The 26,978-nt window shown below is 71.9% G+C and carries 25 protein-coding genes; 5 read left to right on the forward strand and 20 right to left on the reverse strand.

Going from position 1 to position 26,978, the window contains the following annotated elements:
- Nucleotides 1-92: 92 nt before the first annotated feature.
- Nucleotides 93-2,369, reverse strand: coding sequence for a serine/threonine-protein kinase (locus AMK21_RS36680; protein ID WP_073880780.1), 2,277 nt, complete (start codon nt 2,367-2,369; stop codon nt 93-95).
- 238 nt (nt 2,370-2,607) lie between these two features.
- Between AMK21_RS36680 and AMK21_RS22650 the strand changes: the two genes are divergently transcribed.
- A complete protein-coding gene (locus AMK21_RS22650; RefSeq protein WP_073880782.1) occupies nt 2,608-3,057 on the forward strand; it encodes a hypothetical protein in 450 nt (149 codons plus the stop codon).
- 225 nt (nt 3,058-3,282) lie between these two features.
- On the opposite strand, the gene AMK21_RS36185 is transcribed toward AMK21_RS22650, so the two are convergent.
- The 8 genes from AMK21_RS36185 to AMK21_RS22685 form a co-directional block, all read right to left on the reverse strand.
- A complete protein-coding gene (locus AMK21_RS36185) occupies nt 3,283-3,471 on the reverse strand; it encodes a hypothetical protein (protein ID WP_234422011.1) in 189 nt (62 codons plus the stop codon).
- 289 nt (nt 3,472-3,760) lie between these two features.
- Nucleotides 3,761-6,154 (reverse strand): ATP-binding cassette domain-containing protein, encoded by a 2,394-nt coding sequence (locus AMK21_RS22660; protein WP_073880784.1) that lies wholly within the window; start codon nt 6,152-6,154, stop codon nt 3,761-3,763.
- A 138-nt stretch (nt 6,155-6,292) separates the two neighbouring features.
- Nucleotides 6,293-6,709: a VOC family protein gene (locus tag AMK21_RS22665; RefSeq protein ID WP_073881150.1), complete on the reverse strand. Its 417-nt coding sequence runs from the start codon at nt 6,707-6,709 to the stop codon at nt 6,293-6,295.
- Nucleotides 6,710-6,719: 10 nt separating this feature from the next.
- Entirely contained in the window at nt 6,720-7,139 is a 420-nt protein-coding gene (locus tag AMK21_RS22670; protein ID WP_073880786.1) for a helix-turn-helix transcriptional regulator, read from the reverse strand.
- 57 nt (nt 7,140-7,196) lie between these two features.
- Nucleotides 7,197-7,322: a hypothetical protein gene (locus AMK21_RS36685; RefSeq protein ID WP_267893929.1), complete on the reverse strand. Its 126-nt coding sequence runs from the start codon at nt 7,320-7,322 to the stop codon at nt 7,197-7,199.
- Nucleotides 7,323-7,373: 51 nt separating this feature from the next.
- Nucleotides 7,374-8,552: an acyl-CoA dehydrogenase family protein gene (locus tag AMK21_RS22675; protein WP_073880788.1), complete on the reverse strand. Its 1,179-nt coding sequence runs from the start codon at nt 8,550-8,552 to the stop codon at nt 7,374-7,376.
- A gap of 102 nt (nt 8,553-8,654) precedes the next feature.
- Complete coding sequence (locus AMK21_RS22680; protein WP_073880790.1) at nt 8,655-9,809, reverse strand: methyltransferase; 1,155 nt, start codon at nt 9,807-9,809, stop codon at nt 8,655-8,657.
- 127 nt (nt 9,810-9,936) lie between these two features.
- Nucleotides 9,937-10,149: a hypothetical protein gene (locus AMK21_RS22685; protein WP_073880792.1), complete on the reverse strand. Its 213-nt coding sequence runs from the start codon at nt 10,147-10,149 to the stop codon at nt 9,937-9,939.
- Between the two features lie 470 nt (nt 10,150-10,619).
- Here AMK21_RS22685 and AMK21_RS22690 point away from each other — a divergent pair, with 470 nt between their 5' ends.
- A complete protein-coding gene (locus AMK21_RS22690) occupies nt 10,620-11,441 on the forward strand; it encodes an endonuclease I family protein (protein WP_073880794.1) in 822 nt (273 codons plus the stop codon).
- A gap of 13 nt (nt 11,442-11,454) precedes the next feature.
- Here the strand turns inward: AMK21_RS22690 and glsA are convergent, their stop codons facing one another.
- The gene (gene glsA / locus AMK21_RS22695) at nt 11,455-12,807 is read right to left on the reverse strand and encodes a glutaminase A (protein ID WP_073880796.1); all 1,353 of its coding nucleotides are present in this window, start codon (nt 12,805-12,807) and stop codon (nt 11,455-11,457) included.
- An 11-nt stretch (nt 12,808-12,818) separates the two neighbouring features.
- A complete protein-coding gene (locus AMK21_RS22700) occupies nt 12,819-13,409 on the reverse strand; it encodes a hypothetical protein (RefSeq protein ID WP_073880798.1) in 591 nt (196 codons plus the stop codon).
- Nucleotides 13,410-13,544: 135 nt separating this feature from the next.
- Here AMK21_RS22700 and AMK21_RS22705 point away from each other — a divergent pair, with 135 nt between their 5' ends.
- Nucleotides 13,545-14,660: a chemotaxis protein gene (locus tag AMK21_RS22705; protein WP_073880800.1), complete on the forward strand. Its 1,116-nt coding sequence runs from the start codon at nt 13,545-13,547 to the stop codon at nt 14,658-14,660.
- Nucleotides 14,661-14,904: 244 nt separating this feature from the next.
- Here the strand turns inward: AMK21_RS22705 and AMK21_RS22710 are convergent, their stop codons facing one another.
- The 8 genes from AMK21_RS22710 to AMK21_RS22745 form a co-directional block, all read right to left on the reverse strand.
- Nucleotides 14,905-17,283 carry a phosphoketolase gene (locus AMK21_RS22710; protein ID WP_073880802.1) on the reverse strand — a complete coding sequence of 793 codons (2,379 nt, stop codon included), beginning with the start codon at nt 17,281-17,283 and terminating at the stop codon, nt 14,905-14,907.
- 47 nt (nt 17,284-17,330) lie between these two features.
- On the reverse strand, nt 17,331-18,743 hold the full coding sequence (locus tag AMK21_RS22715; protein WP_073880803.1) for an NADP-dependent succinic semialdehyde dehydrogenase: 1,413 nt from the start codon (nt 18,741-18,743) through the stop codon (nt 17,331-17,333).
- A 152-nt stretch (nt 18,744-18,895) separates the two neighbouring features.
- A complete protein-coding gene (locus AMK21_RS22720; protein ID WP_073880805.1) occupies nt 18,896-19,354 on the reverse strand; it encodes an ATP-binding protein in 459 nt (152 codons plus the stop codon).
- Nucleotides 19,355-19,533: 179 nt separating this feature from the next.
- Nucleotides 19,534-21,630, reverse strand: coding sequence for a xanthine dehydrogenase family protein molybdopterin-binding subunit (locus AMK21_RS22725; protein ID WP_073880807.1), 2,097 nt, complete (start codon nt 21,628-21,630; stop codon nt 19,534-19,536).
- Between the two features lie 38 nt (nt 21,631-21,668).
- Nucleotides 21,669-22,679, reverse strand: coding sequence for an FAD binding domain-containing protein (locus AMK21_RS22730; RefSeq protein WP_073880809.1), 1,011 nt, complete (start codon nt 22,677-22,679; stop codon nt 21,669-21,671).
- On the reverse strand, nt 22,676-23,239 hold the full coding sequence (locus AMK21_RS22735) for a 2Fe-2S iron-sulfur cluster-binding protein (protein ID WP_073880812.1): 564 nt from the start codon (nt 23,237-23,239) through the stop codon (nt 22,676-22,678). Before AMK21_RS22735 ends, AMK21_RS22730 begins: the two co-directional genes overlap by 4 nt.
- A gap of 86 nt (nt 23,240-23,325) precedes the next feature.
- Nucleotides 23,326-23,715 carry a hypothetical protein gene (locus tag AMK21_RS22740; RefSeq protein ID WP_073880814.1) on the reverse strand — a complete coding sequence of 130 codons (390 nt, stop codon included), beginning with the start codon at nt 23,713-23,715 and terminating at the stop codon, nt 23,326-23,328.
- Nucleotides 23,716-23,804: 89 nt separating this feature from the next.
- On the reverse strand, nt 23,805-24,770 hold the full coding sequence (locus AMK21_RS22745; RefSeq protein WP_073880816.1) for an LLM class F420-dependent oxidoreductase: 966 nt from the start codon (nt 24,768-24,770) through the stop codon (nt 23,805-23,807).
- An 88-nt stretch (nt 24,771-24,858) separates the two neighbouring features.
- On the opposite strand from AMK21_RS22745, the gene AMK21_RS22750 reads away from it, so the two are divergent.
- Nucleotides 24,859-25,215 (forward strand): DUF6479 family protein, encoded by a 357-nt coding sequence (locus tag AMK21_RS22750; RefSeq protein WP_073880818.1) that lies wholly within the window; start codon nt 24,859-24,861, stop codon nt 25,213-25,215.
- 298 nt (nt 25,216-25,513) lie between these two features.
- Entirely contained in the window at nt 25,514-26,338 is an 825-nt protein-coding gene (locus AMK21_RS22755; protein WP_073880820.1) for a VOC family protein, read from the forward strand.
- A 5-nt stretch (nt 26,339-26,343) separates the two neighbouring features.
- On the opposite strand, the gene AMK21_RS22760 is transcribed toward AMK21_RS22755, so the two are convergent.
- Nucleotides 26,344-26,892 (reverse strand): DUF6328 family protein, encoded by a 549-nt coding sequence (locus tag AMK21_RS22760; protein WP_073880822.1) that lies wholly within the window; start codon nt 26,890-26,892, stop codon nt 26,344-26,346.
- Between the last annotated feature and the right edge of the window lie 86 nt (nt 26,893-26,978).

Below are 26,978 nucleotides of genomic sequence, written 5' to 3' on the forward strand. Positions count from 1 at the left end.
GTAACACGCGGAGCCGCGTCCCGGCCAGAGGGACCGCACGGCCGGGCCCCGGCCGGGGGTCCCGGGCCCGTCGCCGCAGGCCGGGGCCGTGGTCAGTGCGGCGGTAGCGCGTTCTGGGCCCGGTGCGCGGCGAGGGTGCGGAACAGCTCGGCGGACTCCTCCTTCCGCCCGAGCCGGTCCAGGCAGTGCGCCTCGTCGTGGCGGGCGGCCAGGCTCTCCGGGTGGTCCGGGCCCAGGCCCCGGCCGCGCGCCTCCGCGACCTGTCGGTACGCGATGAGGGCCTCGGCCCACCGGCCGAGCCAGCCCAGGGCTACCGCGACCTCACGGCGGCTGAGCACGGTGTCCGGGTGGTCGGGGCCGAGGGTGCTCTCCCGGATCGCGCACACCTCACGCGCCTCGGTGACCGCCTCCTCCCAGTGGCCCATCCGGCCCAGGTTGACGCCCAGACCGTGACGGGCGCGCAGGGTCTCGGCGTCGGACGGGCCGCCCACCCGCGTACGGTCGGCGACCAGGGTCCGGAAGAGCTCCAGGGCCTCCGCGCTGCGGCCGAGCCGGCCGAGGCTGATGCCCGCCTCGTAGCGGGCGGCGAGGGTGCCGGGGTGGTCGGGGCCGAGGGTGGCGGCTCGGGCCCGGGCGACCTCCTGGTAGGTCTCCAGGGCCTCCGCCCAGCGCCCCAGCCGGCCGAGGGTGTACGCGACTTCGTACCGGGTGGCGAGCGTGTCGGGGTGGGTCGCGCCGAGCAGCCGGGCCCGGTCGTCGGCCACCTGGCGGGCCAGCCGCCACGACTCCTCGGGCCGGCCGACGCGGCTGAGGTTGAGCGCGAGGTGGTGGCGGCAGCGCAGGGTCTCCGGGTGGTCGGGGCCCATGGACCGTTCCCGGGCGGCGAGGACCGCCGCGTACACCTGATGGCTTTCGAAGTAGCGGCCGAGCTGCCCGAGGACGTGGGCGGTCTCCTGCCGGGCGGCGAGGGTCTGCGGGTGGTCGGGGCCCAGGGTGCGTTCGCGGCCGGCGGCGACCTGGCCGAACTCGCGCAGCGCGTCGGCGGCCCGGCCGGTGCGGCTGAGGGTGAGGCCGATCTCGTGACGGCTGGCGAGAGTGTCCGGGTGGTCCGGGCCGAGGACCCTCTCGCGCTGGGCGGCGACCGCCCGGTGCACGTCGCCCGCCTCCTCCCAGCGACCCAGGCGTCCCAGGTCGATGCCCGAGCTGTGGCGGCCGGCGAGCGCGGCGAGCAGCTCGGGCGTGGGGGCGGGGCGGGCGGGCGGGACACCGGTGGAGCTGTCGGTGCCGGGGGGCGTGGCGGTGGCGGCACGCGCGACGGTCCACCGGCCGGTCAGTCCCGCGGCGGGGTCGGGGAGGCGGGCCACCTGGTTCAGGGAGCCGGCCGCTGGGTGCCCGGCGGTCATGTTCCGCGTCCAGTCGGGCAGTTCGGGGGCCGGGCGGCGGACGGCGGGTTCCGGCGTCCGGTACGTGCCGGAGAGGGCCGCCGGCAACAGGGAAGGCCCCAGTGCCTCGTGCTCGCCGCTGCGGCCGAGCGTGATGCGGCGGCGCAGGTCGCTCGCGTCGGCGGGCCGCTCGTCGGGGGCCTTGGCCAGCAGGTCGAGGACGACGCGGTCGAAGAAGCCGGGAAGTTCGGCGCGGTGGGTGCGCAGCGGCTCGGGCTGGGTGTCGCGGTGCCCCACGAGTACGGCCCAGGCGTCGTCCAGGTCGAACGGCGGTACGCCGGTGGCGATCTCGTACAGCACGCAGCCCAGCGAGTAGAGGTCGCTGCGGTGGTCGACCTCCTTCCCGCCGATCTGCTCGGGCGACATGTAGTGGGGGGTGCCCATGGCGATGCCGGTGGTGGTGAGGCGGGAGGTGACGTTGATGTCGTGGCCGAGTCGCGCTATGCCGAAGTCGCAGATCTTCACCGTGCCGTCGGTCAGCCGCATGATGTTGGCGGGCTTCAGGTCACGGTGGACGATGCCCTGCCGGTGGGTGTAGCCGAGCGCGTCGGCGACCTGTTCGGCGATGTCGACGACATGGTCGACGGGGAGCGGGCGCTGCTGGTTCTCCTCCAGGAGCTGGCTCAGGTTGTGTCCGTCCAGCAGCTCCATGACGAGGTAGAGGACCCCTTCGTGTTCGCCGAAGTCGTGGACGACGGTGACGCCGCGGTGCTGGAGGGAGGCGGCGACCCGGGCCTCGCGGCGGAAGCGTTCGCGCAGGATGCGAGTGAACGCCTGGTCGTGCTGGGGGCCCATGGGCTTGAGGCATTTGACGGCGACCAGACGGCCCAGCGACTCGTCGCGCGCCCGCCACACCTCGCCCATGCCACCGCGCCCGATCAGATCGAGCAGCCGGTACCGGCTCTGGATCAGCCTGGTGTCCGCCATCTGCCGCTTCCCGCCCCCGTCGTTCCCCGCTGCTACCGCTACGCCCTCCCCGGCACGTCCAGTATGGCGGCCTCACGGCGGAGTCGGTACGCGGCTCGGCGGCGCCGCGGTACGACGCGTGGGCGTACAGGCGGCGCCACGGCACGTAACAAGATCAGGAACAATGGTGCGACGCGGGGCCCTTTCGTGGCAGAGGGCTGTCGCGGCACGGTGGAGTGATCGACGAGCGGGGGAGATCATGCCCAGATGGGGGCTGCTGGTGGAGCAGAACCTCGGCCTCGGCGGCCAGCGCCGGGTCTGGTCGGCCGGTGTCATGGACCATGTGGACGGCACACGCGAGGAGGCGCTGGAGGCCCTGCGGAAGCGGGCCGAGGTGTACCAGCCGGTGCATCCGGCCAGTCCGAAGCGCCGGAGGCTCTACCGCGAGCTTGACGGGTTCGTGCTGGTCCTGGACGGGGCCTGGCAGAGCTTCCACTGCCGGTTCACAGTGGTGGAGGAGCTCTGCGACAGCGCCGCGCCGGAGCCCGATCCCGAACCGCAGGCCGCCCCCGAACCGGAGCCGGTGCAGCCGCCTCCGCCCGCGCGGCGCCGCCCCGTGCAGCCGCCGCCGGAGCCGGAGCCGCCGCGGGCGTGGGACGCGGATGTTCCCGAGGTCCCCTCGTGGCTCAACCGGGACCGGCCGTCCTGAGCGGTGTTCGTGAGGCTGCCGGTCAGGACACGGTGACGATTTGAGCGGGGAGCGCTTGGGCTTGTCGCGCCCCAGGCTCGCGCCCGCCGTCCGGAGGTCGGTGCGGGTGCAGTCGGGGTGGGCGCCCGTGCTGAGCAGACTCCTGCCGCGCTCGGCGGCGATGCCGCCCAGCTGCCGGGTCAGCATGAGGTCGGCCAGCTTGGACCGGGCGTAGCTGAGGTTGGGTCAGTAGCGGCGGCGCTCCCACTGAAGGTCGTCGAGGCGGATCCGGCCGCAGTTGGCGGTTCCGCTGCTCATGGTGGCGACCCGGGGCTCGGGGGCGGCCAGGAGCAGCGGCAGCAGGCGGACGGTGAGGGCGAACGTCCCGAGGAAGTTGCTGCCGCACCGGAGCTCGAAGCCGTCGGCGGTGGTCATCCGGGTGGGGCGGGGCCACCCCTCCGCCGTTGTCGAGCAGTAGGTCGAGCGGGATGCCGTCGGCGGCGATGCCGGCCGCCTGTGAGGCCGACCCGGAACTGGCGGCGATGCGGCTGGACTTCACCGCCCTCGCTGCGCGAGATGCCGCGGGTGTTGTTGGCGGGGGTGCCGGTGGGGGGGGTGAGCCGGTCCACCGGACGGTAGTGCTACGAGGCGGGCCGGGGGAAAGCCTCTCCCCCGGCCCTGCACTACGCATGACGTACGGCGTACGGCGTACGAGACGCTCCCGTCAGCCCCCCACGTACGCAGCGAGGTGCTCGCCCGTGAGGGTGGAGCGGTCGGCGACCAGGTCGGCCGGGGTGCCCTCGAAGACGATCCGGCCGCCGTCGTGCCCGGCGCCGGGGCCGAGGTCGATGATCCAGTCGGCGTGCGCCATGACCGCCTGGTGGTGCTCGATGACGATCACCGACTTGCCCGACTCCACCAGCCGGTCCAGCAGCCCGAGCAGCTGCTCCACATCGGCCAGGTGCAGACCGGTGGTCGGCTCGTCGAGGACGTACACACCGCCCTTCTCACCCATGTGGGTGGCCAGCTTCAGCCGTTGACGCTCGCCACCGGAGAGCGTGGTGAGCGGCTGCCCGAGGCTGAGGTAGCCGAGCCCGACGTCCGAGAGACGGGTGAGGATCTTGTGCGCGGCGGGCGTTCGGGCGTCCCCCTCGGCGAAGAAGGACTCCGCCTCGTCCACCGACATCGCGAGCACCTCGCTGATGTCGCGGCCACCGAGGTGATGGTCGAGCACCGAGGCCTCGAACCGCTTGCCCTCGCACTCCTCGCAGACGGTGGCGATGCCCGCCATCATCGCCAGGTCGGTGTAGATGACACCGGCACCCTTGCAGGTGGGGCAGGCGCCCTCGGAGTTGGCGCTGAACAGGGCGGGCTTCACGCCGTTGGCCTTGGCGAAGGCCTTGCGGATCGGGTCGAGGAGCCCGGTGTACGTAGCCGGGTTGCTGCGGCGCGAACCGCGGATCGCGGTCTGGTCGACGGAGACCACGTCCTCACCCTCCGGGATCGACCCATGGATGAGGGAACTCTTGCCGGAGCCGGCGACCCCGGTGACCACGCAGAGCACCCCGAGCGGGATGTCGACATCGACGTCCCTCAGGTTGTGCGCGGACGCGCCACGGATCTCCAGCGTGCCGGAGGGTGTGCGGACCTTCTCCTTGAGGACGGCCCGGTCGTCCAGGTGGCGGCCGGTGAGGGTCCCGCCGGCCCGCAGTCCTTCCACCGTGCCCTCGAAACAGACGGTGCCGCCCGCGCTGCCTGCCCCGGGGCCGAGGTCGACGACATGGTCGGCGATGGCGATCGCCTCCGGCTTGTGCTCCACGACGAGCACGGTGTTGCCCTTGTCCCGCAGCCGCAGCAGCAGGTCGTTCATCCGCTGGATGTCGTGCGGGTGCAGGCCGATGGTGGGCTCGTCGAAGACGTACGTGACATCGGTCAGCGAGGAGCCGAGGTGGCGGATCATCTTGACGCGCTGCGCCTCACCGCCCGACAGCGTGCCCGAGGGCCGGTCGAGCGAGAGGTAGCCGAGGCCGATCTCCACGAACGATTCGAGGGTCCCCAGCAGCGCGCTGAGCAGCGGCGCCACCGACGGCTCGTCCAGCTCGCGCACCCAGTCGGCCAGGTCGCTGATCTGCATCGCGCAGGCGTCGGCGATGGAGATCCTCCTGATCTTCGAGGACCTGGCGCTCTCGCTGAGCCGGGAGCCCTCGCACTCCGGACAGGTGGTGAAGGTGACCGCGCGTTCCACGAAGGCGCGGATGTGCGGCTGCATCGCCTCCTTGTCCTTGGAGAGGAAGGACTTCTGGATCTTGGGGATCAGCCCTTCGAAGGTGAGGTTGACGCCCTCGACCTTCACCTTGGTCGGCTCCCGGTAGAGGAAGTCCTGCATCTCCTTCTTGGTGTACTTGCGGATCGGCTTGTCCGGGTCGAGGAAGCCCGACTCGGCGTAGGTCCGCACCGTCCACCAGCTGTCCGACTTCCAGCCGGGGATGGTGAACGCGCCCTCGGCGATCGACTTGGTGTCGTCGTACAGCTGGGTGAGGTCAATGTCGGTGACCGTGCCCCGGCCCTCACAGCGGGTGCACATGCCGCCGGTACGGGAGTAGGTCTGCTTCTCCGTCTTCGTGGCGGCGCCCCGCTCGACCGTGACCGCGCCGCGGGCCGTGATCGAGGCGACGTTGAAGGAGAACGCGTTGGGCGAGCCGATGTGGGGCTTGCCGAGCCGGCTGAAGAGGATGCGCAGCATCGCGTTGGCGTCGGTGGCGGTGCCGACCGTGGAGCGGGGGTCGGCGCCCAGCCGCTGCTGGTCGACGATGATCGCCGTCGTCAGACCTTCCAGTACGTCGACCTCGGGCCGCGCCTGCGTCGGCATGAAGCCCTGGACGAAGGCGCTGTAGGTCTCGTTGATCAGCCGCTGCGACTCCGCCGCGATCGTGTTGAACACCAGAGAACTCTTGCCTGAGCCGGAGACCCCGGTGAACACCGTCAGCCGGCGCTTCGGGATCTCGATGTCGACATCCTTGAGGTTGTTCTCGCGCGCCCCGTGCACACGGATCACTTCGTGGCTGTCGGCGACCGGCTGCGCGGGCGACCGCGATCCGGTTCTCTCGGCCTTGCTCATCGTCTCTCCATCTGTTGCGCGGGGCCGCCGCTCACGCACACCTGCGGCGCCCGGCTCGGTCTCGCTCACTTCGAACAGCGCGTTCCATTCTCGCCGTCCCGGTCCCGCCCGGCAGCGGAACCGGTCCATCGGCGGGCTTCAGCCCTTACGCGGCTGGTTGAAGCGCAGCATGTTGCCGGCCGGGTCGCGGAAGGCGCAGTCGCGGACGCCGTACGGCTGGTCGATCGGCTCCTGGAGCACCTCGCCGCCCGCGGCGCGGATACGTTCGAAGGTGGCGTCGACATCGTCGGTGGAGAAGATCACGCCGCGCAGCAGGCCCTTGGCCAACAGCTCGGCCATGGCCTGCCGGTCGGCGGCCGGGGCGTTCGGGTCGGCGAGCGGCGGTTCGAGGACGATCTCCACGTCCGGCTGCGCCGGGGAGCCGACCGTCACCCAGCGCATCCCCTCGAACCCGACGTCGTTGCGTACCTCCAGGCCGAGAACGTCTCGGTAGAAGGTGAGCGCCTTGTCGTGGTCGTCGACGGCGATGAAGGTCTGTGCGAGCTTGATTTCCATGTGCTTCACGCTACGGACGGGGCGGCGCTTTCGCTTCTCCATTCCTGACCGGTCGCGTGTGGATCTTGGCGACACAGGCCGGGACGGCGGCACCCTCCTCGTGGGGGCGCGCCCGGTAGGCACTTGGGCTCTCGCCGACCAGTTCGGTGAAGCGGGAGCTGAACGACCCGAGCGACGTACACCCGACGGCGAAGCAGACCTCCGTCACCGACAGGTCCCCTCGGCGCAGCAGCGCCTTGGCCCGCTCGATCCGGCGGGTCATGAGATAGCTGTACGGACTCTCGCCGTACGCGGCACGGAAGCTGCGGGAGAAGTGGCCCGGCGACATGAGCGCGCCGCGCGCCAGCGCCGGCACGTCGAGCGGCTCAGCGTAGTCACGGTCCATCCGGTCACGGGCCCGGCGCAGCCGGACGAGGTCCTCCAACGTCACGGGGTCATCGTCCCATGGGGGCACGTCCGGCGAGGGACGCGGGCAGGCCACCTGCCCTCAGCGGACGCCCCTGAGGTGGATGCGACGGGTGCTGTCGTCCAGCCGGTGCACCGCGATCTTCAGGGTGTTCGGGTCCCCGTCGCAGACGCTGCGGATGCACCCTTCCAGGACGTCGGGCAGCATGGGGACCGGGCCAGGTGGACCTCAGTTCTGGCGACTGATCACCTCGCACGCTCACCGCCGCACGCGCGGCATCCCCAGCCCGATCCAGGAGATGATCTCGCGCTGGATCTCGTTGTTGCCGCCGCCGAAGGTGAAGATGACCGCCGACCGGTAGCCGCGTTCCAGTTCGCCGTGGAGTACCGCGCCGGCGGAGCCCTCCTTCAGGGGGCCCGACGAGCCGACGATCTCCATCAGCCAGGCGTAGGCGTCGCGGCGGGCCTCGGAGCCGTAGACCTTGACCGCTGAGGCGTCCTGGGGGGAGAGGGTCGCGTCCTGGAGGGCGGAGACCATCTGCCAGTTGAGCAGTTTCATGGCGTCCAGGCGGGTATGGGTGCGGGCGAGGCGGGTACGGACCCAGGGGAGGTCGATGACGCGGCGGCCATCGGTGAGTTCGGTGTCGGCGGCCCAGCGCTGGACGTTGCGCAGGGCGCGGACCGCCATGGTGCCGTGGGCGGCGAGGGTGACGCGTTCGTGGTTGAGCTGGTTGGTGATGAGCCGCCAGCCCTTGTTCTCCTCGCCGACGCGGTGGGTGAGGGGGACGCGTACGTTCTCGTAGTGGCTGGCCGTGGTGTCGTGCGAGGCGAGCGTGCTGATCAGGGTGCAGGAGTAGCCGGGGTCGCTCGTGGGGACCAGGAGCATGGTGATGCCCTTGTGCGGCGGGGCCTCGGGGTCGGTGCGTACGGCGAGCCAGACCCAGTCGGCAGTGTCGCCGTTGGTGGTCCAGATCTTCTGGCCGTTCACGATGTACGCGTCCCCGTCGCGGACCGCGCGGGTCTTGAGGGCGGCGAGGTCGGTGCCGGCGTCCGGTTCGCTGTAGCCGATCGCGAAGTCGATCTCCCCGGCGAGGATCTTCGGCAGGAAGTACGTCTTCTGCTCGCCGGTGCCGAACTGCATGATCGTGGGCCCGACCGTGTTCAGTGCCATCAGTGGCAGCGGCACGCCCGCCTGGGCCGCCTCGTCGAAGAAGATGAACTGTTCCATGGGCGTGAGCCCTCGGCCGCCGTACTCCTTCGGCCAGCCCACGCCCAGCCAGCCGTCGGTGCCGAGCCGGCGGACCGTCTCGCGGTAGAAGCGCTTCTGGGCGGCGGGTTCCGCGTAGCGGGCGTAGGCGTTGTCGGGGACCAGGGCCGCGAAGTACGTTCGGAGTTCGGTGCGCAACTGCTCTTGCTCAGGCGTGTATTCGAGGTGCACGGCCCCTCCGGAGTCTCGCGTCTGCGTCGCCCGTGTGCGGCGGCGCACACAGTAGAACGTGTTGCAAGAATCTGGAAGGGCCGGGAACCCTGATCTCCGCCGTCAGCGCTTCACCGCGCGCAGGACCACGAACTTCGGGTCGCCCGCCACCGTGGTGCAGTTGCCGAAGATCCGGCGCAGGTGGGTGTGGTACGAGAGGTGCCGGTTGCCCACCACCCAGAGTTCGCCGCCCTGCCGCAGCGCGGTGCGCGCGCTGACGAACATCGTGCGGGCGGTGGCGTCGGTCGTCGCCATGTGGGAGTGGAACGGCGGGTTGTTGAGCACCAGGTCGAGGCTGCCGGGGGTGAGGTCCGTGAGTCCGTCGCCCACCAGGAAGTCCGCCTTCGCACCCTCCGGCGCACCCAGGCGGAACGTCTCTTCGGCGGAGGCGACGGCCCCGTACGACTCGTCGACGAACGTGACGTGCGCATCGGGGTTGGCGAGCGCCGCCGAGAGACCGAGGACACCGTTGCCGCAGCCCAGGTCGGCGACCTCGACGGATCCGCCGCGGGTGGGCAGGTGCTTCAGGAAGAAGCGGGTGCCGACGTCCAGGCGCTCGGCGCAGAAGATCCCGGCGTGGTTGACGGCGGTACGGCCGGCGACCGGGCCCACGTCACCGGGCAGCTCGTAGCGGTAGGGCCACGGGCTCGGCGTGCGCGTGAGCTCGAGGTCCGGGGTGCTGAAGATGAGCCGCGCCTTGCGCACCGCGAGGGAGGTGCGGGTCGGACCGACGATCCGCTCGAACAGCTTGAGGGTCGAGGTGTGGATCTCCTTGACCATGCCGGTGCCGATGACCACCGTGCCCGCGTGCAGGGCCGGGGCGATCCGGTGCAGCTGGTCCTCCAGGAACGCGAGGGACTTCGGCACCCGGACCAGCAGCACGTCGATCCGGTCAGGCGGGGTGTCGCGCGAGGAGAGCAGCGTCACGGCGGCCGGGTCCAGGCCGTTGCGGTCCAGGTTGGCCTGGGTGGCGCGCCGGGCCAGGTAGGAGTCGCTGATCTGGAAGGGCCGGTGGGCGGCCAGCGCGGTGGCCAGGGCACCCCACCGGTCCCCCACGACGGCGACCGCGCCCGTGAGGTCGACGGGGCCCGTCTCGGGATCCGTCAGCTGGCGGAGCAGGTATTCGTCGGCGGCGTCCCATGCCCGGAAGGGATCGCTCGGGTGCTCGGGGAAGCGGGCAAGCTCGAAAGTGCCCTGTGAGGTCGTCAAACGGTTCATATGTCACTCAGGCTAACCGAGGAACCGGGGGCGCCCCACACGCTCCCCGGCCCCTCGGTCGCATCGCCCCGGCTCCCGGCCCGCCGAGCGTCTGCCGCCGGGTCGCCGGGCGGGGCCGCGGGGTCCGTCAGGGCAGCTGCCTGTCGAGGGCGGAGCGCCCCTCGTCGGCCAGTTTGCGCCGAGCCCACTCCAGGGTCTCGGGGGTCAGGTCCCGCCCGGAGGCGAGCACCACGTCCTCCGCGCTCGGCCTGTCGCTCGCGCCCGTGTGCAGGAGCCGGTCGGGGGTCACGCCCGACGCCTCCGGCACGGCCGCGGATACGGATTCGGGGTCTTCGCTCATGCCGCCTCCTCCTCGTCCTTGCGGCAATTCTCGCGCCGCACGGGCCGGTCCGCATCCGAGGGCCCGGGAACCGGTGGGCCACCCGGGAGAGTGGACCGGTCATTGGGCCGTACGAGGAGTGGGCAGAACCGGAATGTCGGTTCCCACCTCTTGAGGCGGTGCCCATGCTCCACGGCGTCGACGTCAGCACCTATCAGCCCTCCTACGACACGGACGGTCTCGATTCACTCGGTCCGCGCCCTGCGTGACTGGGCCGCCGGGCAGCCACCTGCCGGGCCCCTGGAGCGTTCCCGCCCCAGGGGCCCGATCAAGGTCAATCTTGACCTGCACATGATAGATGCAGAGCGTTCACACGCGGGCCACGGCGCGTGTGGAAGGCTCCCGCCTACCACACACCGCACGGCCACCCCGACGAGCGCCCTCACCCAGGGCAGGCGTCGTGGTGCCCGCGTTTCGAGAGGACACCCCACATGTCCCGTCGTCATCAGTTCTACGCGCGTCCGCTGCTGGCCACCGCGGCCGCCGTCGCCGTCCTCGCGGGCACCGCGGCGGCCGCACCCGCCGCCGACACCCCGCCGGACCGTCCCGCCACCCTCGCCGCGGCGCTCGACGACACGTACTACGAGGACGCCCTCGGCAAGACCGGCACCCAGCTCAAGGCCGCCCTGCACACGATCATCAGCGACCAGACCAAGCTCTCCTACAGCCAGGTGTGGGACGCGCTCAAGACCAGCGACGAGGACCCCGCCAACTCCTCCAACGTGATCCTCCTGTACACCGGGCGCTCCCAGTCCAAGAACGACAACGGCGGCAACGCCGACCAGTGGAACCGCGAGCACGTCTGGGCCAAGTCGCACGGCGACTTCGGTACGGCCACGGGCCCGGGCACCGACATCCACCATCTGCGCCCCGAGGACGTCTCGGTCAACTCCGCCCGCGGCAACAAGGACTTCGACGACGGCGGCAGCCAGCTGGGCGAGGCGCCCGGCAACTACACCGACGGCGACTCCTTCGAGCCGCGCGACGCGGTCAAGGGCGACGTCGCCCGCATGATTTTCTACATGGCGGTGCGGTACGAGGGCAACGACTCCTTCGCCGACCTCGAACCCAACGACCAGGTGAACAACGGCTCCGCCCCGAAGATGGGCAAGCTGTCCGTGCTGAAGCGGTGGAGCCAGGAGGACCCGCCGGACACCTTCGAGAAGCGCCGTAACGACGTGATATTCGAGCAGTTCCAGCACAACCGGAACCCGTTCATCGACCACCCCGAGTGGGTCGGGGCCATCTGGTAGTCCCGGGCCCCTGTCAGCCCTCCCCGGCCAGGACCTTCGCGCAGCCCTCCACCGCGGCCTCGCGGGTGGCGTAGCGCGGCAGGTCCTGGCCGGTGCCCTCCCGTACGACGTCCGGCGGGCCGAGCAGGTCGCGCGGGTCGACGACCGCCGCGCGCCGGCCGTCGGTGGAGAGCCGGGCGAGACCGGTGTGCAGCATCGACAGGGCGACCGAGTCGATGGCGGTCACGTCGTGCAGGTCCAGGACGACCGAGCCGCCACGGTAGGGCCCCGACTCGTCCAGCGCGTACAGCACGCGTTCGGCTGCCGTGAAGTCGATGGCCCCCTGTGCGACGACCACGCCTACCTTCTCGTGCAGGGCTCTCTCATGGTCGGCCGAAGGGGCTGAGGGCAGGTCGTCGGCGGTGGTGACGAGGCTGACCGTCGAACCGGGCAGCGCGGGGTTGAGCATCAGGTGGAGTCCGTAACGCTGCGAGAGCGCGCCGAGTGCGGCGTGGCCGCGTACCGACGTACCGGTGGTGTCCAGCGGCGGGCTGTAGGTGGCGACGCCGAAGCGGGCGGGGCCGACCGCGATGAGGCCGCCGGAGACCCCGCTCTTGGCGGGCAGCCCGATCCGCAGGAGCCACTCCCCCGAGCCGTCGTACATGCCGCAGGTGGCCATGACGGCGAGCACGCGCGCGGCGACCTCCGCGGAGACGACCTGGTCGCGGGTGACCGGGTTGACCCCGCCGTACGCGAGCGTCGCGGCCATCGTCGCGAGGTCGACGGCGGTGACGCGTACCGCGCACTGGCGGAAGTAGCGGTCCACCGCCAGGACCGGGTCGACGGGCAGGGTGCCGGTGGAGCGGATCAGGTACGCGAGCGCCCGGTTGCGGTCACCGGTCATGGACTCCGAGGCGAACACCTCCTCGTCCACGTCCAGTTCGCACCCGGCGAAGCGGCCGAGGAAGTGCAGGATGCGTTCGAAGGCGGGTTCGTCGGGGGTGTCGGGGATCAGGGCGGTGGTGACGATGGCTCCGGCGTTGACCATCGCGTTGGCGGGCCGGCCGGTGCCCGGTTCGAGGCTGATGGCGTTGAACGCGTCGCCGCTCGGCTCGGCGCCCACCCACCGGCTCACCTCGTCGAGGCCGAGGAGGGAGAGCGCGAGGGCGTAGACGAACGGTTTGGAGACCGACTGGAGGGTGAAGGGGACCTCGGCCTCGCCCGCGCTGTAGCGGTGCCCGTCCATGCTGACCAGGGCCAGCCCGAAGGCGTCCGGGTCGGCGAGGCCCAGCTGCGGGATGTAGTCGGCCGGACGGCCGCCGGGCAGGTCGCCGAATTCGGCGCGCATCCTCCCGAGCGAGTCGGTCACCGCGTCGGCGGCACTCATCCGCTTCGCCCTCAGCCGCGCTCGACCTGGGCGACCCGGGGGTAGGTCTTCACCCCGGCGGCCTTGCGGCTGTTGGCCCAGGCGTCGACCGTACGGCCCGGCGGGGCGTCCTCCGCCCCGGCGACCACCGCGTCGAGGACCTTGTCCTCCGCCTCGACGAACTCCACCTTCACCGCGTGGAAGGCGGGAGCGCCCGTGGTGTCGGTGACCCGGACGCGGGCGCTGCGGACCTCCTCCGACGCGGTGACGGAAAGCCCGCTCACCGAGATGTCGGCGACCGCGTCGCCCCGGCACTCGACGCCTTCGAGCCGCTTGACGGCCTCCTGCCGGACGCGTTCGGTCTCGGTGGAGACGGAGGCGGCGAAGCTCTGCTGGGTGCGCGGGCTCTGCTCCTGGGACGGCGACCCCGTCGGCCGGGAGGACGAGGCCGGCGATCTCTCGTGCTCGGAACGGTCCGGCGTGAGCGTCCGCACGCTGCTGGGGGTGCCCTCGCTCGTGGTGTCGGAGTCGCAGGCCGCGGTGGTGGCGGCCAGGAGGGCGGAGGCCACGGCGGGGACCAGGACGCGGGCCGTGCGCGGGAAGCGATGCGCTTTCACGGACATTCCGTCCAATCGAGAGGGAAGAAGAGCACGAGAAGAATGATCACCAACTCGCCCATATTAGAATCAAACGGTATGAATTGACTCGTCGAAGCATCCGCTTCATACGGGAGCGGGTTCGAGCCCTGGGAGGGAACGATGGACACGGACGCCCTGACCGCCGGCCTGTTGCGGGAGCTGCGGGCGACCCGGCCCTATCCGGCCCTGTCCCTGACCATGCCGACCCACCGCACGGCCCCGGACAACCACCAGGACCCGGTGCGGCTGCGCAACCTGGTGGCGGAGGCGGGCCGCCGCCTGGACTCCGATCCGCAGGTGAGCCGGGAGACGGCCGCCGCCATCAGGGCCGAGCTGGAGCGGGCGGTCGACGAGGTGGACCCGCGCCGGGCCCTGGACTCGCTGGTCGTCCTGGCCACGGCGGACGAGCACCAGATCTGGCAGCTGCCACGCACCGCACCCGAACGGGTGGTGCTCAGCGACACCTACCTCACCCGCAACCTCGTCGCCGCGAAGGCCCAGGCGCGTCCGTACTGGGTGCTCACCGTCGCCGCCGACCACGCCACCCTGTGGAACGGCACGGACGGCGGCGTCGAGGTGCGGAGGACGGACGGATTCCCGCTGACCGCGCCGAAGGAGCCGCCCAACCCGCAGCGCGAGGAGCGGATCGGGGACACCCCGAGCACGTTCACCTACGAGGACACGCGGAACTTCTTCCGTACCGTCGACCAGAAACTGCGCGCCGTACTGGCCACCGACCCGCGTCCGCTGTACGTGATGGGGCTGCCGCCCGCCCTCTCCCTGCTGGACGAGACCGGCGAGAGCTCGAAGGCGGCCGTCGGACGCGTCGCCAGGGGCGCGCCCGCCGACCTTCCGCCCGCGGAGGTCCTCAAGGAGCTGCGGCCCGCCCTGGAGGAAGGGGCCCGGCAGACCACGGCCGACGTCGGCAGGCGCCTCGACAACGCCCGCAGCGGGCACGCGTTCGCCGGCGGGCTCGACGAGGTGTGGGCCGCCGTCCGGGAGGGCCGGGTGGGGCTGATCGCGGTGGAGGAGCACTTCCAGACCACCGTCCGCGTGACCGACGGACACCTGGAACCGGTCGCCGAGGGGACCACGCAGTCGGACGACCCGGAGGTCCGCGAGGACATCGTGGACGAGTTGATCGAGGCGGCGCTGGACGGCGGGGCCGACGTGGTGTTCGTCGAGGACGACTCGCTCGCCGAGCACGGGCGGATCGCGGCGGCGCTGCGGTTCTGACGAGGGCCGGCCCGAGCCACGCGTACGTACTACGGCCAGGCGGTCGAGAACATCCGGCGGCTTCACCCTGGACGCCTGCGTCAGCTGGCTCCTCGGCAGCGGCCCCGGCAACGAGATGCACCGGATCTGGCTGGAGCTGGGCGCGTTGCAGGCGAACCCTCGATCACGGCGCAGCGCAGCTTCATGTGGGGCTCTCCGGCGGGACGGGGTCAGGCGGACGACGTCCATGATCGCCCCAACTGCCTCAGCCGCCCCAGCTCCACTTCACCACCTCGGGCAGGTCGACGCCGTGCTCGCGGATCCAGGCGTGGTGGCGGGTGCGGACATCGGCCATCTTCTGGCGTACGGCGACGGCGCGGACGCCGAGCCCCGGCACCCGGTCGATGACGTCCATGACCAGCCGGTAGCGGTCCAGGTCGTTGCGGACCACCATGTCGAACGGCGTGGTCGTGGTGCCCTCCTCCTTGTAGCCGCGCACATGCAGGTCGGCGTGGCCGGCCCGGCGGTAGGCGAGCCGGTGGATCAGCCACGGATAGCCGTGGTAGGCGAAGATCACCGGCTTGTCGCGGGTGAACAGGGCGTCGTACTCGGCGTCCGTCATCCCGTGCGGGTGCTCCTCGTGCGGCTGCATGCGGGCGATGTCGACCACGTTGACCACCCGCACGGCCAGCTCCGGCAGATGGCGGCGGAGCAGGTCGGCGGCGGCCAGCACCTCCTGGGTGGGGACGTCCCCGGCGCAGCCGAGCACCACGTCCGGCTCGCGGCTGCCGTCCTCGGTCCCGGCCCACTCCCACACCCCGGCCCCGCGGGCGCAGTGGGCGCGGGCCTCCTCCATCGTGAGCCAGTCGAACGTCGGCTGCTTGCCCGCCACGATCACGTTGACGTAGTCCCGGCTGCGCAGCGCGTGGTCGGCCACGGAGAGCAGGGTGTTGGCGTCCGGCGGCAGATAGACGCGTACGACCTCGGGGCTCTTGTTCAGGATGTGGTCGACGAACCCGGGGTCCTGGTGCGAGAAGCCGTTGTGGTCCTGGCGCCAGACATGCGAGGTGAGCAGGTAGTTGAAGGAGGCGATGGGGCGCCGCCAGGGCAGTCGGCGCGAGGTGCGCAGCCACTTGATGTGCTGGTTGACCATCGAGTCGACGATGTGGGCGAACGCCTCGTAGCTGGAGAAGAGGCCGTGGCGTCCGGTGAGGAGATACCCCTCCAGCCAGCCCTGGCAGAGGTGTTCGGAGAGCACCTCCATCACCCGGCCGTCGCGGGCGAGGTGTTCGTCGGTGGGCAGGGTCTGCGCCTGCCAGGCCTTGCCGGTCGCCCGGTAGAGGTCCTGGAGCCGGTTGGAGGCGGTCTCGTCGGGGCCGACCACCCGGAAGTCCCGGCGCTCGGCCGTGGCGGCCATGATGTCCGCCAGGAGTCCGCCGAGCACCCGGGTCGGCGAGTGGGAGGTGGAGCCCGGCTTGTCGACGCGTACGGCGTGGTCCTCCAGGGCGGGGACCGGCAGGTCGCGCAGGAGCAGGCCGCCGTTGGCGTACGGGGTCGAGCCGAGCCGCGCCGTCCCCTCGGGGACACAGGCGAGAACCTGCTCGGTGGGGCGGCCGTCGGCGTCGAACAGCTCCTCGGGGCGGTAGGAGCGCAGCCAGGCCTCCAGCTGCCGCAGGTGCTCGGGGTTGTCCCGGACCCCGGAGAGGGGGACCTGGTGGGAGCGCCAGGTGTTCTCGACGGGCAGGCCGTCGACCTCCTTGGGGCCGGTCCAGCCCTTGGGGGTGCGCAGCACGATCATGGGCCAGCGGGGACGCTCGGTGGCCCCTTCCTCGCGGGCCGCGCGCTGGTGGGCGGCGATCCGCTCCACGGCGGTGTCCATGACGGCGGCCATGGCCCGGTGGACGGTGGCCGGGTCGTCGCCGGTGACGTACAGCGGGTCGTGGCCGTAGCCGCGCAGGAGCTGGTCGAGTTCGTCCTCGGGCAGCCGCGCCAGGACGGTGGGGTTGGCGATCTTGTAGCCGTTGAGGTGGAGGACCGGCAGGACGGCCCCGTCGTGCACCGGGTCGAGGAACTTGTTCGCGTGCCAGGACGCGGCGAGCGGTCCGGTCTCCGCCTCGCCGTCGCCGATCACGCAGGTGACCAGCAGGTTCGGGTGGTCGAAGGCGGCCCCGTAGGCGTGGGTGAGGGCGTAGCCCAGTTCGCCGCCCTCGTGGATGGAGCCGGGCGTCTCCGGCGCGACATGGCTCGGCACTCCGCCGGGGAAGGAGAACTGCTTGAAGAGCACGCCCATGCCCTCGGTGTTGCGGGGCACGTCTGGATAGGTCTCGGTGTAGCTGCCCTCCAGCCAGGCGTTGGCGAGGACGGCCGGGCCACCGTGGCCGGGGCCCCAGACACAGAGCGCCTCGATGCCCCGGTCCTTGACGACGCGGTTGAGGTGGGTGTGGACGAGGTTGAGCCCCGGCGAGGTGCCCCAGTGGCCGAGCAGCCGCGGCTTGATGTCCTCGGGGCTGAGGGGCCGGGTGAGGAGGGGGTTGGCCATCAGATAGATCTGCCCGACGGCGAGGTAGTTGGCGGCGCGCCAGTGCGCGTCGAGTGCGGCGAGTTCCTCGTCGGAGAGTGCGGGCGGGGTGTGGGTGTCGCTCACGGAGCGGGTCTCCTCGTGGGATGACGGCGGAAAAGGGAGGGGCTGCGTCAGGACTCCTCGGGGCCGTACCAGAGCGTGGTGGCGTTGCAGAACTCGCGGATGCCGTGCCCGGCCAGTTCGCGCCCGAAACCGGAGCGCTTGATCCCGCCGAAGGGCAGGGCCGGGTGCGAGGCGGTCATCCCGTTGAAGAAGACCCCGCCCGCCTCCAGGTCGCGGGCACACCGCTCCTGCTCCCCCGGGTCGCGGGTCCAGACGTTGGAACTGAGCCCGAACGGAGTGTCGTTGGCGAGGTGGACCGCCTCGTCGAGGTCGGCGACCCGGTAGAGGGTGGCGACCGGGCCGAAGGTCTCCTCGCGGTGGATGCGCATGGCGGGGGTGATCCCGGCGAGCACGGTCGGGTCGTAGAACCAGCCGTTCTCCAGGCCGCCGCCGAGCTTGTCGGGCCGGCCGCCGCCGCACAGGACGGTGGCGCCGCGTTCGACGGCGTCGTCGACGAGCTCCTCCAGATCCGTGCGGCCCTGCTCGCTGGAGAGCGGTCCGATGTCGGTGGTCTCCTCCAGCGGGTCGCCGACGGTGAGGGCCCGCATCCCGGCGGTGAAGTGCTCGGCGAACGTTTCGTACACATCGGCGTGGACGATGAACCGCTTGGCCGCGATGCAGGACTGGCCGTTGTTCTGGACGCGCGCCGTGACCGCCGTGGCCGCGGCCTTCTCGACATCGGCCGAGGGGAGCACCACGTACGGGTCGCTGCCGCCGAGCTCCAGCACGGTCTTCTTGACCTCGTCACCGGCGGTGGAGGCGACGGCGCGGCCCGCCGGTTCGCTGCCGGTGAGCGTGGCCGCCGCGACCCGGGGGTCGCGCAGGACCGCGTCGACGGCGCCCGAGCCGATCAGCAGCGTACGGAAGCAGCCCGCCGGGAATCCGGCCCGGTGGAAGAGGTCCTCCAGGTAGAGCGCGGTCTGCGGGACGTTCGACGCGTGCTTCAGCAAACCGACGTTGCCCGCCATCAGCGCGGGGGCGGCGAAGCGGACCACCTGCCAGAGGGGGAAGTTCCACGGCATGACGGCGAGGACGACACCGAGCGGGCGGTAGCGGACCAAGGCCCGGGAGGCACCCGAGTCCGTCACGTCGGCGGGGTCCGGGTGCTCGTCGGCGAGCAGGCGCTCGGCGTTGGCCGCGTACCAGCGCATCGCCTTGGCGCACTTGGCGGCCTCGGCACGGGCCGCGGTGACCGGCTTGCCCATTTCGAGGGTCATCGTGCGGGCGATGGTGTCACGGTCCTCGTCCAGCAGGTCGGCGGCCCGGTTCAGCCAGGCGGCGCGCTGCTCGAAGGGGGTGGTGCGGTACTGCTGGAAGGTGGTGTGGGCGGCGGTGATCCTGCGCTCGGTCTCCTCCTCACCGAGGGCGTCGTAGGACCTGATCAGTTCGCCGTTCGCGGGGTTGACCGTCGCGATGGGCATGGCAGTGGCCTCCTTGCATCGGTACTTCGACGGTGCCGCGCCGTGCGGTCGGGCGCAACGCGGCCCCTTCCGCACGTACCCGGCCGACGCGGATCATGCGTGCCGGGTGGGGCACGTTCCGCGTCGGCCGGGGTACGCGAGCTGTCGGGGACCTATACGAGTGCCGCGAGCGGGGCTCGGCGCGACTCGAGTACGCCGGGCAGCGGAGGGTACGGCAGCAGTCGCGCGGTCTGCGGCGCCTGGGCGTAGCGGGTGAACCAGACCACTTTGCCGTCCGTGGTCCGGCAGGTGCCCCAGCTGTCGCTGAGGGCCATCACCCGGCTCAGTCCGCCGCCGGACGGCAGCAGTCGTGGCATCCGGGCACTGTTGTCGGCGACGGACACGGTGACGTGCCGGCCGGTCCAGCGGAGTTCGAGGACGCACGTGTTGGCGTCGCCGACATGCCGATGGACGTTGGTCAGGAGTTCGTCCATGGCCCGGCACACCGGCCGGACGTGGAGTTCGAGACTCCAGTGACGAAGGTGCGCGGCGACGATGCGCCGCACCTGGGAAACGCGCTCTGCCGACACCTGCAGTTCGACCGAATAGTGCCGGTCGAGTGGAACGGTCATCGTCGAGGCTCCTCACCGCGAGGCCCACATGCTTCACCCCGTCGTACCAACGACCCCCGAACACGAAGCGTGAGCACCAATCACTTCTGGGTCACTCAACAGGGTGACTCGGGTGCGCCGTCCCCGCAACAGATGAGCTATTGGCCCTGGTGAGGGCCGTCCGGCCGCCGCAGGAGGCGTCACAGGAGGTAGGGCAGCAGCCGGTCGGGGGTGAGCGGCAGTTCCCGCAGCCGGGCCCCGGTGGCGTGGCGGACCGCGTTCCCGATGGCGGCCGCGGTGCCGACGATACCGATCTCGCCGATCCCCTTGGAACCCATGGGGTTGAGGTGGCGGTCGTCCTCGTCGATCCAGTGCGCCTGGATGTCGAGGGTGTCGGCGTGGACGGGCACGTGGTAGGCGGCCAGGTCCTTGGCCGTGAAGTCGCCGAAGACCGGGTCGATGGCGGATCCCTCGGTCAGCGCCATGCCGATACCCATGACCATGCCGCCGGTGAACTGGGAGCGTGCGGTGCGGGCGTTGAGGATCTTCCCGGCGGCATACACGCCGAGGAGCCGGCGGACCCGGACCTCGCCGGTGACGGAGTCGACGGCCGTCTCGGCGAAGTGGGCGCCGAAGGCGTGCCGGGCGTACGGGGATTCGGCGGCGGCCTCCTCCTCGGTGTCGCCGGTGGCGGTGAACCCCTCGGCGGGCAGCGGGCCACGGTGGCCGGCCAGGCGGTCGGCCAGGGCGGTCGCCGCCTTGTGCACGGCCCAACCCCAGGAGGCTGTGCCGGAGGAGCCGCCGGCGAGAGGGGCGGTGGGCAGGTCGGTGGAGCCGATCCGCACGTAGACGCTCTCCACGTCGGTGGCGAGGGCCGACGCGGCGATCTGGGCGAGGACGGTCCGGGCGCCGGTGCCGATGTCGGTGGCGTTGACCTCGATCCGGAAGGTGCCGTCGGCCGCCGCGTGGGCGCGTGCGGAGGACCGGGAGACGAGGACGGGGTACGTCGCCGAGGCCACGCCCGTACCGAGCAGCCAGCGGCCCTCCTGGCGGACGGCGGGACGGGGGTCGCGGCCGTGCCAGCCGAAGCGCTGGGCGCCTTCGCGCAGGCAGGTGGCCAGGCCCCGGCTGCTGAAGGGGCGGTCGCTGTCCGGTTCGGTGGCCGGGTCGTTGCGCAGCCGCAGATCGACCGGGTCCATGCCGAGGGCGGAGGCGAGTTCGTCCATGGCCGACTCCAGCGCGTACATCCCCGAGGCCTCGCCCGGCGCGCGCATCCAGGAGGGGCTGGGGACGTCGAGGGCGGTCACCCGGTGGGTGGTCGTGCTGTCCGGGGATCCGTACATCGTGCGGGCGGGTACGGCGGCCTGCTCGACGAACTCCTTGATGGTGGAGGTGTGGGTGACGATCTCCTGGGAGACGGCCTGGAGGACACCGTCGAGGTCGGCGCCGAGGCGCACCCGCTGGATGGTGGGGGCCCGGTGGCCGACGACCTCCGCGAGCTGGGCGCGGGGGAACACCATCTTCACCGGGTGGCCGGTGTGCCGGGCGGCCATGGCGGCCAGGATCGCCTGGGGGCGGGTGGTGCCCTTGGAGCCGAATCCGCCGCCGACGTGCTCGGAGACGACGGTGATGTGCGCGGGGTCCAGGTCGAAGACCCGGGCGAGGCTCTTGCGTACGCCGTTGGAGCCCTGGCTGGAGTCGTGGACGGTGAGGTGCCCGTCCTCCCACCACGCGGTGGCCGCGTGGGGCTCCATGGGGTGGTTGTGGAGCGAGATGAGGCGGTAGGTGGCGTCGACCTGGACGGGGGCGGCGGCGAAGGACCGCTCGAAGTCCCCGCGCTTGCGGACGGCGGGGAAGCCGCCGTTGGCCTCCTCGGGTGTGTAGAGGCCCGGGTGGTCCTCGGTGAGGGTCACGTCGTGCTCGTCGCTCTCGTACTCGACGAGCAGCCGCCCCGCGCCCGTCCGGGCGGCCTCGGGGGAATCGGCGACGACGAGGGCGATCGGCCAGCCGTGGTGCGGGACCCGGTCGCTCTGGAGGACGGCGAGGATCGGGTCATCGGGTTCGGCGAGGGCCGGCGCGTTGTCGTGGGTGAGGACGGTGTGGACGCCGGGGACGGCGAGCGCGTCGACCGCACGTACGGCGGTGACCCGGCCGGCGGCGACGGTGGCCGCAACCGGCCAGGCGTACAGGGTGCCGGGCGGAGTGTGCTCGGCCGCGTACCGGGCGGTGCCGGTGACCTTGTCCCGGGCCTCCCTGCGGACGACGGGCGCACCGGTGAGCTGCGGGGCGTGGGTCATGGCGGCGGGGCCTCCGGTCGGTGGGCGGGGGGGTGGGGTCAGGTGGCCGGGCCGGCCTCGGGGCGTCGCGGGTCGCTGAGTTCGCCGAGGACGTCCTGGGCGACGCGGCGGACGAGGTCCACCTTGAAAGCGTTGTCGCGCAGGGGCTGCGCCTCGGCCAGTTCGGCGATCAGGGCGTGCTGGAAGGCGGCGGGGGTGGCGGGGGCGCCGAGCAGTTCGGCCTCGGCCCTGCGGGCGCGCCACGGCCGGTGGGCGACACCGCCGAACGCGAGCGTGGCCCGCTCCACACGGCCGGCCTCCACCTGGAGGGTGGCGGCGACGGAGACCAGGGCGAAGGCGTACGACGCCCGGTCGCGGGCCTTGCGGTAGCGGGAGACCGTACCGGGGGCGGGCGGCGGGAGCACCACCTCGGTGATCAGCTCGCCGGGCCTGATCACGGTGTCCTGGTCGGGGTTCTCCCCCGGCAGCCGGTGGAACTCGGTGACGGGGACGGCCCGTTCGCCCTCCGGCCCCAGCAGCAGCACGGTGGCGTCGAGCGCGGCGAGGGCCACGGCCATGTCGGAGGGGTTGGTGGCCACGCACTCCTGCGAGTGCCCGAGGATCGCGAGGTCGCGGTGGGAGCCTTCGCGGGCGGGGCAGCCGGAGCCGGGGCGCCGCTTGTTGCAGGGCTTGGAGACGTCCTGGAAGTAGGAGCAGCGGGTGCGCTGGAGGAGGTTGCCGCCGGTGGTGGCGGTGTTGCGGAGCTGACCCGAGGCCCCGGCCAGCAGCGCCTGGGTGAGCACCGGGTAGTCGCGGCGTACGTCGGGGTGGGCGGCGAGGTCGCTGTTGCGGACGGTGGCGCCGATCCGCAGGCCGCCGTCCGGGGCCGGGGCCACCCGGCCCAGCGGCAGTTTGGTGACGTCGATGAGGAGGCCGGGTTCCTCGACGCCGAGTTTCATGAGGTCGACGAGGTTGGTGCCACCGCCCAGGAACCGGGCTCCGGCTCCCTCCGCGCAGAGCCGTACGGCCTCGGCGGTGGTGGTGGGTCGCTGATAGCCGAACGGCTTCACGGTGTCACGTCCTCGATGGCTTCGACGATCCGGGGGTAGGCCCCGCACCGGCACAGGTTGCCGCTCATCCGCTCGCGGATCTCCTCCGCGTCGAGAGGGGCGGGGTCCGCGGTCAGGGCGTCCGGCGGGGTGGCGTGCGACGGGTGGCCGTCGGCGGCCTCTTTGAGCATGCCGACGGCCGAACAGATCTGCCCGGGGGTGCAGTAGCCGCACTGCAGGGCGTCGCGTTCGACGAACGCCTGCTGCAGAGGGTGGAGGGTGTCGCCGTCGGCGAGACCCTCCACCGTGGTGATCGCCGCGCCGTCCTGGGCGACGGCGAGCAGCAGACAGCTGTTGGCGCGGCGCCCCTCCACGAGGACCGTGCAGGCGCCGCACTGGCCGTGGTCGCAGCCCTTCTTGGCACCGGTCAGGCCGAGCTGTTCCCGCAACAGGTCCAGGACCGTGGTGCGGTGGTCGAGCGTCACCTCGGTCTCCTCTCCGTTGACGTGGAGGGTCACGGTGGACCGTTCGACGGTGACCGGTTCCGGTGCGGTGACCGTTTCCAGGGCGAGGGAATCCATGCTCGAACACCTTTCACATCGGGCTGCTGTCGGCCCTGCTCACAGGCTCTTCGGCGTACGCGGCCCCGCGGGGGCCACCGAGCGTGTCAGCGGTTGTCCAGGCGCAGCCTCACCTCCTGCTCCTGGTCCCCCGCCGCCGTACCGACGACGCGCACGGCGAACGCGCCGGTGAGGTGCTCCCGGAGCCGGTCGACGGCCCAGTAGCCGCCCTGGGCGTCCACCGTGACCGGGGCGGTCAACGTCACGGGTTCGGCGGCGGCCTTCGGCTCGGACACGTCGACGGTGGTGACCCAGACGGTCGGGCGGGGGCCGCTCGTCGCCTCGGGTGCGTCGCCCGCGTCCCGGTCGGAGTCGAAGGCGCTGCCGAGCACGCCGAACACGCTCCGCGCGTCCGCGAGGTCGCACCGGCTCAGCGACACCAGCACCTCCTGACCGGCCGTCGAGTCGTCGCCGCTTCGTTCGGGGGTGCTGTTCACGGGGTTCCTTCCATCGGGTGCCGGCCCTCGGGTCCACTCCAGGCTCACCCCGCACCGGGCCGACGGCGACACGGGAGGGCCGAAGAGGGCTACAGGTCGCGCAGAGCGGGCAGGAGGGACTTCTCCGCCCACGAGATGAAGGACTGCTGGTGTTCCCCGCCCACCTGGACCAGTGCGATCTCGGTGAATCCCGCGTCGCTGTAGGCGCGCACCGCGTCGACGAACGTGTCGACGTCCTGTCCGCACGGGATGGCCGACGCGATGTCCTCCTTGCGGACGAGTTCGGTCGCCTGGGCGAAACTCGCCGGTCCGGGGAGTTCGGAGTTGACCTTCCAGCCGCCGACCGACCAGCGGAACTGTTCGTGGGCGCGGGCGACGGCGGCGTCCCGGTCGGGGTCGTAGCAGACGGGCAGCTGGCCCACCCGGGGCTTGCCTTCGCCTCCGTGCCGGTCGAAGTCGTCGAGCAACCCGCTCTTGGGCTCGGTCGCGATCACCAGGTCGGCGCCACGGCCGGCGAGCGCGCAGGAGACCGGGCCGGAGACCGCGACACCGATCGGCACCCGGGTCTCGGGCAGGTCCCAGAGCCGCGCGTTCTCCACGTCGAAGTGGGTGCCGTGGTGGCTGACGTCACCGCCGTCGAAGAGGGCACCGATGATCTCCACGGCCTCTTCGAGCATCTCCAGCCGCACATGGGCGGCGGGCCATCCCCCGCCGACGACGTGTTCGTTGAGGTTCTCGCCGGAGCCGAGGCCCAGCCGGAAGCGCCCCCCGGCGAGGATCTGCAGCGTCGCGGCCTTCTGGGCGACGACGGCCGGGTGGTAGCGGGTGGTCGGACAGGTCACGTACGTCATCAGGCCGATCCGCTCGGTGGCCTGCGCCGCCGCGCCGAGGACCGCCCACGCGTAGGGGGCATGACCCTGTTCCCGGAGCCAGGGGAAGTAGTGGTCGGAGGTGACGGAGAAGTCGAATCCCGCCTTTTCCGCGGCCACCACGTCCCGCACGAGCTCTCGGGGTCCGGTCTGTTCGGTCATCATCGTGTAGCCGATTCGCACCATGCGAAACGCTTTTCCCCTGAGGTACTCATAAAACATGAATTGATGTGAACAGCCGACTGACGCCCTCCTCCCGGGGTATGCGGCAACCATGGACGTATCGAACGGAGCCACGCAGTCACTGGCCGCCCCACTCGCCGACGGGACGGGCGCGCTGGCGGCCGTCCTCTTCCCCATCGCCGCGCTCGCCGTGGTGGGTCTGCTGATCGGCGGTTTCCTGCTCGGCAAGCGGAAGAAGGACGCCGAACTACCGCCGCCGCTCCCCCACGAGCAGCCCACGAAGCCGGAGAGGCGCACGCACATCGAAGCGCACGACCCGCACGCCTCCGACCGCTTCCCCGCCGACGGCAGCGCCCTCAATCCGCACCAGCTCGACGATCACGGCAACACGCCGCTCCCGCCCCACCAGGACGACCCGCGCACCGATACGGATCCTCCGCGCAGCTGACCCCTCCCCCGCGGAGGCGGGTCCGCCGGCCCCCTCGTCACCGGAGGCGGTGATGAGCCGGTCGGTCGCCGATCGACGAACCCGCGTCACGGTCCTGGTCGCGCTCGCGGCCAACCTCGTGATCGCGCGCAGCCAAGACCGTGGGCGGGCTGATCTCAGGCTCACCCGCCGTGCTGTTCGACAACTTGGTCGGACTCCGAGCGCGGCCCGCGTTGCGCCGCCGCACGGGGCGGCCGATGGTGGGTGCTGGACCGCAGCGGCCGCCCCGCGCCGCACACCCGTGAGAAGGCAGTGGACCATGACCGGAAGCGATCCCCGTACGGCCCCCTCGGCAGCGCCCCTGACGGGCCCCGCCGCGCCGTGCTGGGTCACCCTGATGACCCGGGACCTGCAGGCCGCCCAGCGGTTCTACACCGGGGTCCTGGGCTGGTCGTTCCGCCCGGGGCAGCTCGGCGCGGAGTTCTCCGTGGCCCGGCGCGGCGACATCCCGGTGGCGGGCATCTACGCCGTGTCGACCGCGTACCAGGTCGCGGTGGCGTGGACGCCGTACTTCGCGGTCGCGGACGCCGATGTGGCCGCCGCCCGGGTCCGGGAGCGCAGCGGCACGGTGGCGGTGGGGCCGCTGACGCTCGGCAAGGGCCGGGGCGTCCTGGCCTCCGACCGGGACGGTGCCGCGTTCGGCCTCTGGGAGCGCACCGAGCCCTCCTCCTCCCCGCCGGCCCCCGACGGCCACGCGCACGCGTGGCTGCGGCTGCGGACCCGCAACGCCTTCGACGCGGCGATCTTCTACGGCGAGGTACTCGACTGGGCGAGCGGACGTGCCGGATGCTGCGACGTCGCGTACGAGGGTGACGAGGTCATCGTGCGGTGCGAGGGGCGGCCGCTGGCCCGGATCGGCTCCGGGGCGGTGGAGGCCGCCGTCGATCCTCTGGTGCGCCCGCACTGGCAGGTGCAGTTCCCGGTGGACGACGTCCCCGTGACGGTCGCGGCGGCCGAACGGCAGGGCGGCTCCCTGGTCGAGGAGCGGTCCGTCCTCGGCGGCAAGGAGGCCACCCTGCGGGACCCTGACGGCGCGCTGTTCACGGTGACCGATCTGCGCGGCCCGGTGGGCCCGGAGAACTGACCCGCTCAGTGCTTCGCGCCGGCGTCCTTCGTGCCGGCCGACGGGCCTTGGGCAGGCTCCTCGTCCGTGCGCGGTCCGGAGCGGCCGCGGGCCAGCGCCCAGACCGGGAAGACGAACCAGCAGGCGAGGAACCACAGCGCTATTCCGCCGACCAGCCAGAGGGCGAAGGTGTTGTGGAGGGCGACCCGCATGATCAGCAGCAGGGTCGAGCACATCGTCAGGAACAGCAGCACCAGTCCGACCACGGTCATGCGTGAGGCCCAGATGACCGTCTCCGGCTTCAGCCGGCGGCCGGTGAGCAGCCGGTGGTAGGTGACGGGACCGATGAGCGCGGCGACGGTCGCCGAGCCGAGCACCACGGTGACGACGTAGATGTCGCGGTCCACCTCCGAAAGCTCGGCGAACCTCGGCTGGAACACCACGGCGAGGAGAAAGCCGAAGAGGATCTGCACCCCGGTCTGGGCGACGCGCAGTTCCTGGAGCAGTTCGGACCACTGCCGGTCCGCCCGCTCCTCCTCGGTCTCCTCGCGACCTCTGCCATTGGTCGTTGACACGGGCACTCTCCTCGACTTCGACGCGACCGGGGCACTGACACACCCATTCGATTCGGGATGACAGGTGCCCCGGCCTCACGGGCACA

It is taken from the genome of Streptomyces sp. CB00316 (assembly GCF_001905595.1).
Lineage (GTDB): Bacteria > Actinomycetota > Actinomycetes > Streptomycetales > Streptomycetaceae > Streptomyces.

What these genes read in the sequence shown, in the direction of transcription:
- AMK21_RS36680 (WP_073880780.1), bottom strand. Translation starts at nt 2,369, where the DNA reads ATGGCGGACACCAGGCTGATCCAGAGCCGGTACCGGCTGCTCGATCTG.
- AMK21_RS22650 (WP_073880782.1), top strand. Translation starts at nt 2,608, where the DNA reads ATGCCCAGATGGGGGCTGCTGGTGGAGCAGAACCTCGGCCTCGGCGGC.
- AMK21_RS36185 (WP_234422011.1), bottom strand. Translation starts at nt 3,471, where the DNA reads ATGACCACCGCCGACGGCTTCGAGCTCCGGTGCGGCAGCAACTTCCTC.
- AMK21_RS22660 (WP_073880784.1), bottom strand. Translation starts at nt 6,154, where the DNA reads ATGAGCAAGGCCGAGAGAACCGGATCGCGGTCGCCCGCGCAGCCGGTC.
- AMK21_RS22665 (WP_073881150.1), bottom strand. Translation starts at nt 6,709, where the DNA reads ATGGAAATCAAGCTCGCACAGACCTTCATCGCCGTCGACGACCACGAC.
- AMK21_RS36685 (WP_267893929.1), bottom strand. Translation starts at nt 7,322, where the DNA reads ATGCTGCCCGACGTCCTGGAAGGGTGCATCCGCAGCGTCTGCGACGGG.
- AMK21_RS22680 (WP_073880790.1), bottom strand. Translation starts at nt 9,809, where the DNA reads ATGAACCGTTTGACGACCTCACAGGGCACTTTCGAGCTTGCCCGCTTC.
- AMK21_RS22685 (WP_073880792.1), bottom strand. Translation starts at nt 10,149, where the DNA reads ATGAGCGAAGACCCCGAATCCGTATCCGCGGCCGTGCCGGAGGCGTCG.
- AMK21_RS22690 (WP_073880794.1), top strand. Translation starts at nt 10,620, where the DNA reads ATGTCCCGTCGTCATCAGTTCTACGCGCGTCCGCTGCTGGCCACCGCG.
- glsA (WP_073880796.1), bottom strand. Translation starts at nt 12,807, where the DNA reads ATGAGTGCCGCCGACGCGGTGACCGACTCGCTCGGGAGGATGCGCGCC.
- AMK21_RS22700 (WP_073880798.1), bottom strand. Translation starts at nt 13,409, where the DNA reads ATGTCCGTGAAAGCGCATCGCTTCCCGCGCACGGCCCGCGTCCTGGTC.
- AMK21_RS22705 (WP_073880800.1), top strand. Translation starts at nt 13,545, where the DNA reads ATGGACACGGACGCCCTGACCGCCGGCCTGTTGCGGGAGCTGCGGGCG.
- AMK21_RS22715 (WP_073880803.1), bottom strand. Translation starts at nt 18,743, where the DNA reads ATGCCCATCGCGACGGTCAACCCCGCGAACGGCGAACTGATCAGGTCC.
- AMK21_RS22720 (WP_073880805.1), bottom strand. Translation starts at nt 19,354, where the DNA reads ATGACCGTTCCACTCGACCGGCACTATTCGGTCGAACTGCAGGTGTCG.
- AMK21_RS22725 (WP_073880807.1), bottom strand. Translation starts at nt 21,630, where the DNA reads ATGACCCACGCCCCGCAGCTCACCGGTGCGCCCGTCGTCCGCAGGGAG.
- AMK21_RS22735 (WP_073880812.1), bottom strand. Translation starts at nt 23,239, where the DNA reads ATGGATTCCCTCGCCCTGGAAACGGTCACCGCACCGGAACCGGTCACC.
- AMK21_RS22745 (WP_073880816.1), bottom strand. Translation starts at nt 24,770, where the DNA reads ATGGTGCGAATCGGCTACACGATGATGACCGAACAGACCGGACCCCGA.
- AMK21_RS22750 (WP_073880818.1), top strand. Translation starts at nt 24,859, where the DNA reads ATGGACGTATCGAACGGAGCCACGCAGTCACTGGCCGCCCCACTCGCC.
- AMK21_RS22755 (WP_073880820.1), top strand. Translation starts at nt 25,514, where the DNA reads ATGACCGGAAGCGATCCCCGTACGGCCCCCTCGGCAGCGCCCCTGACG.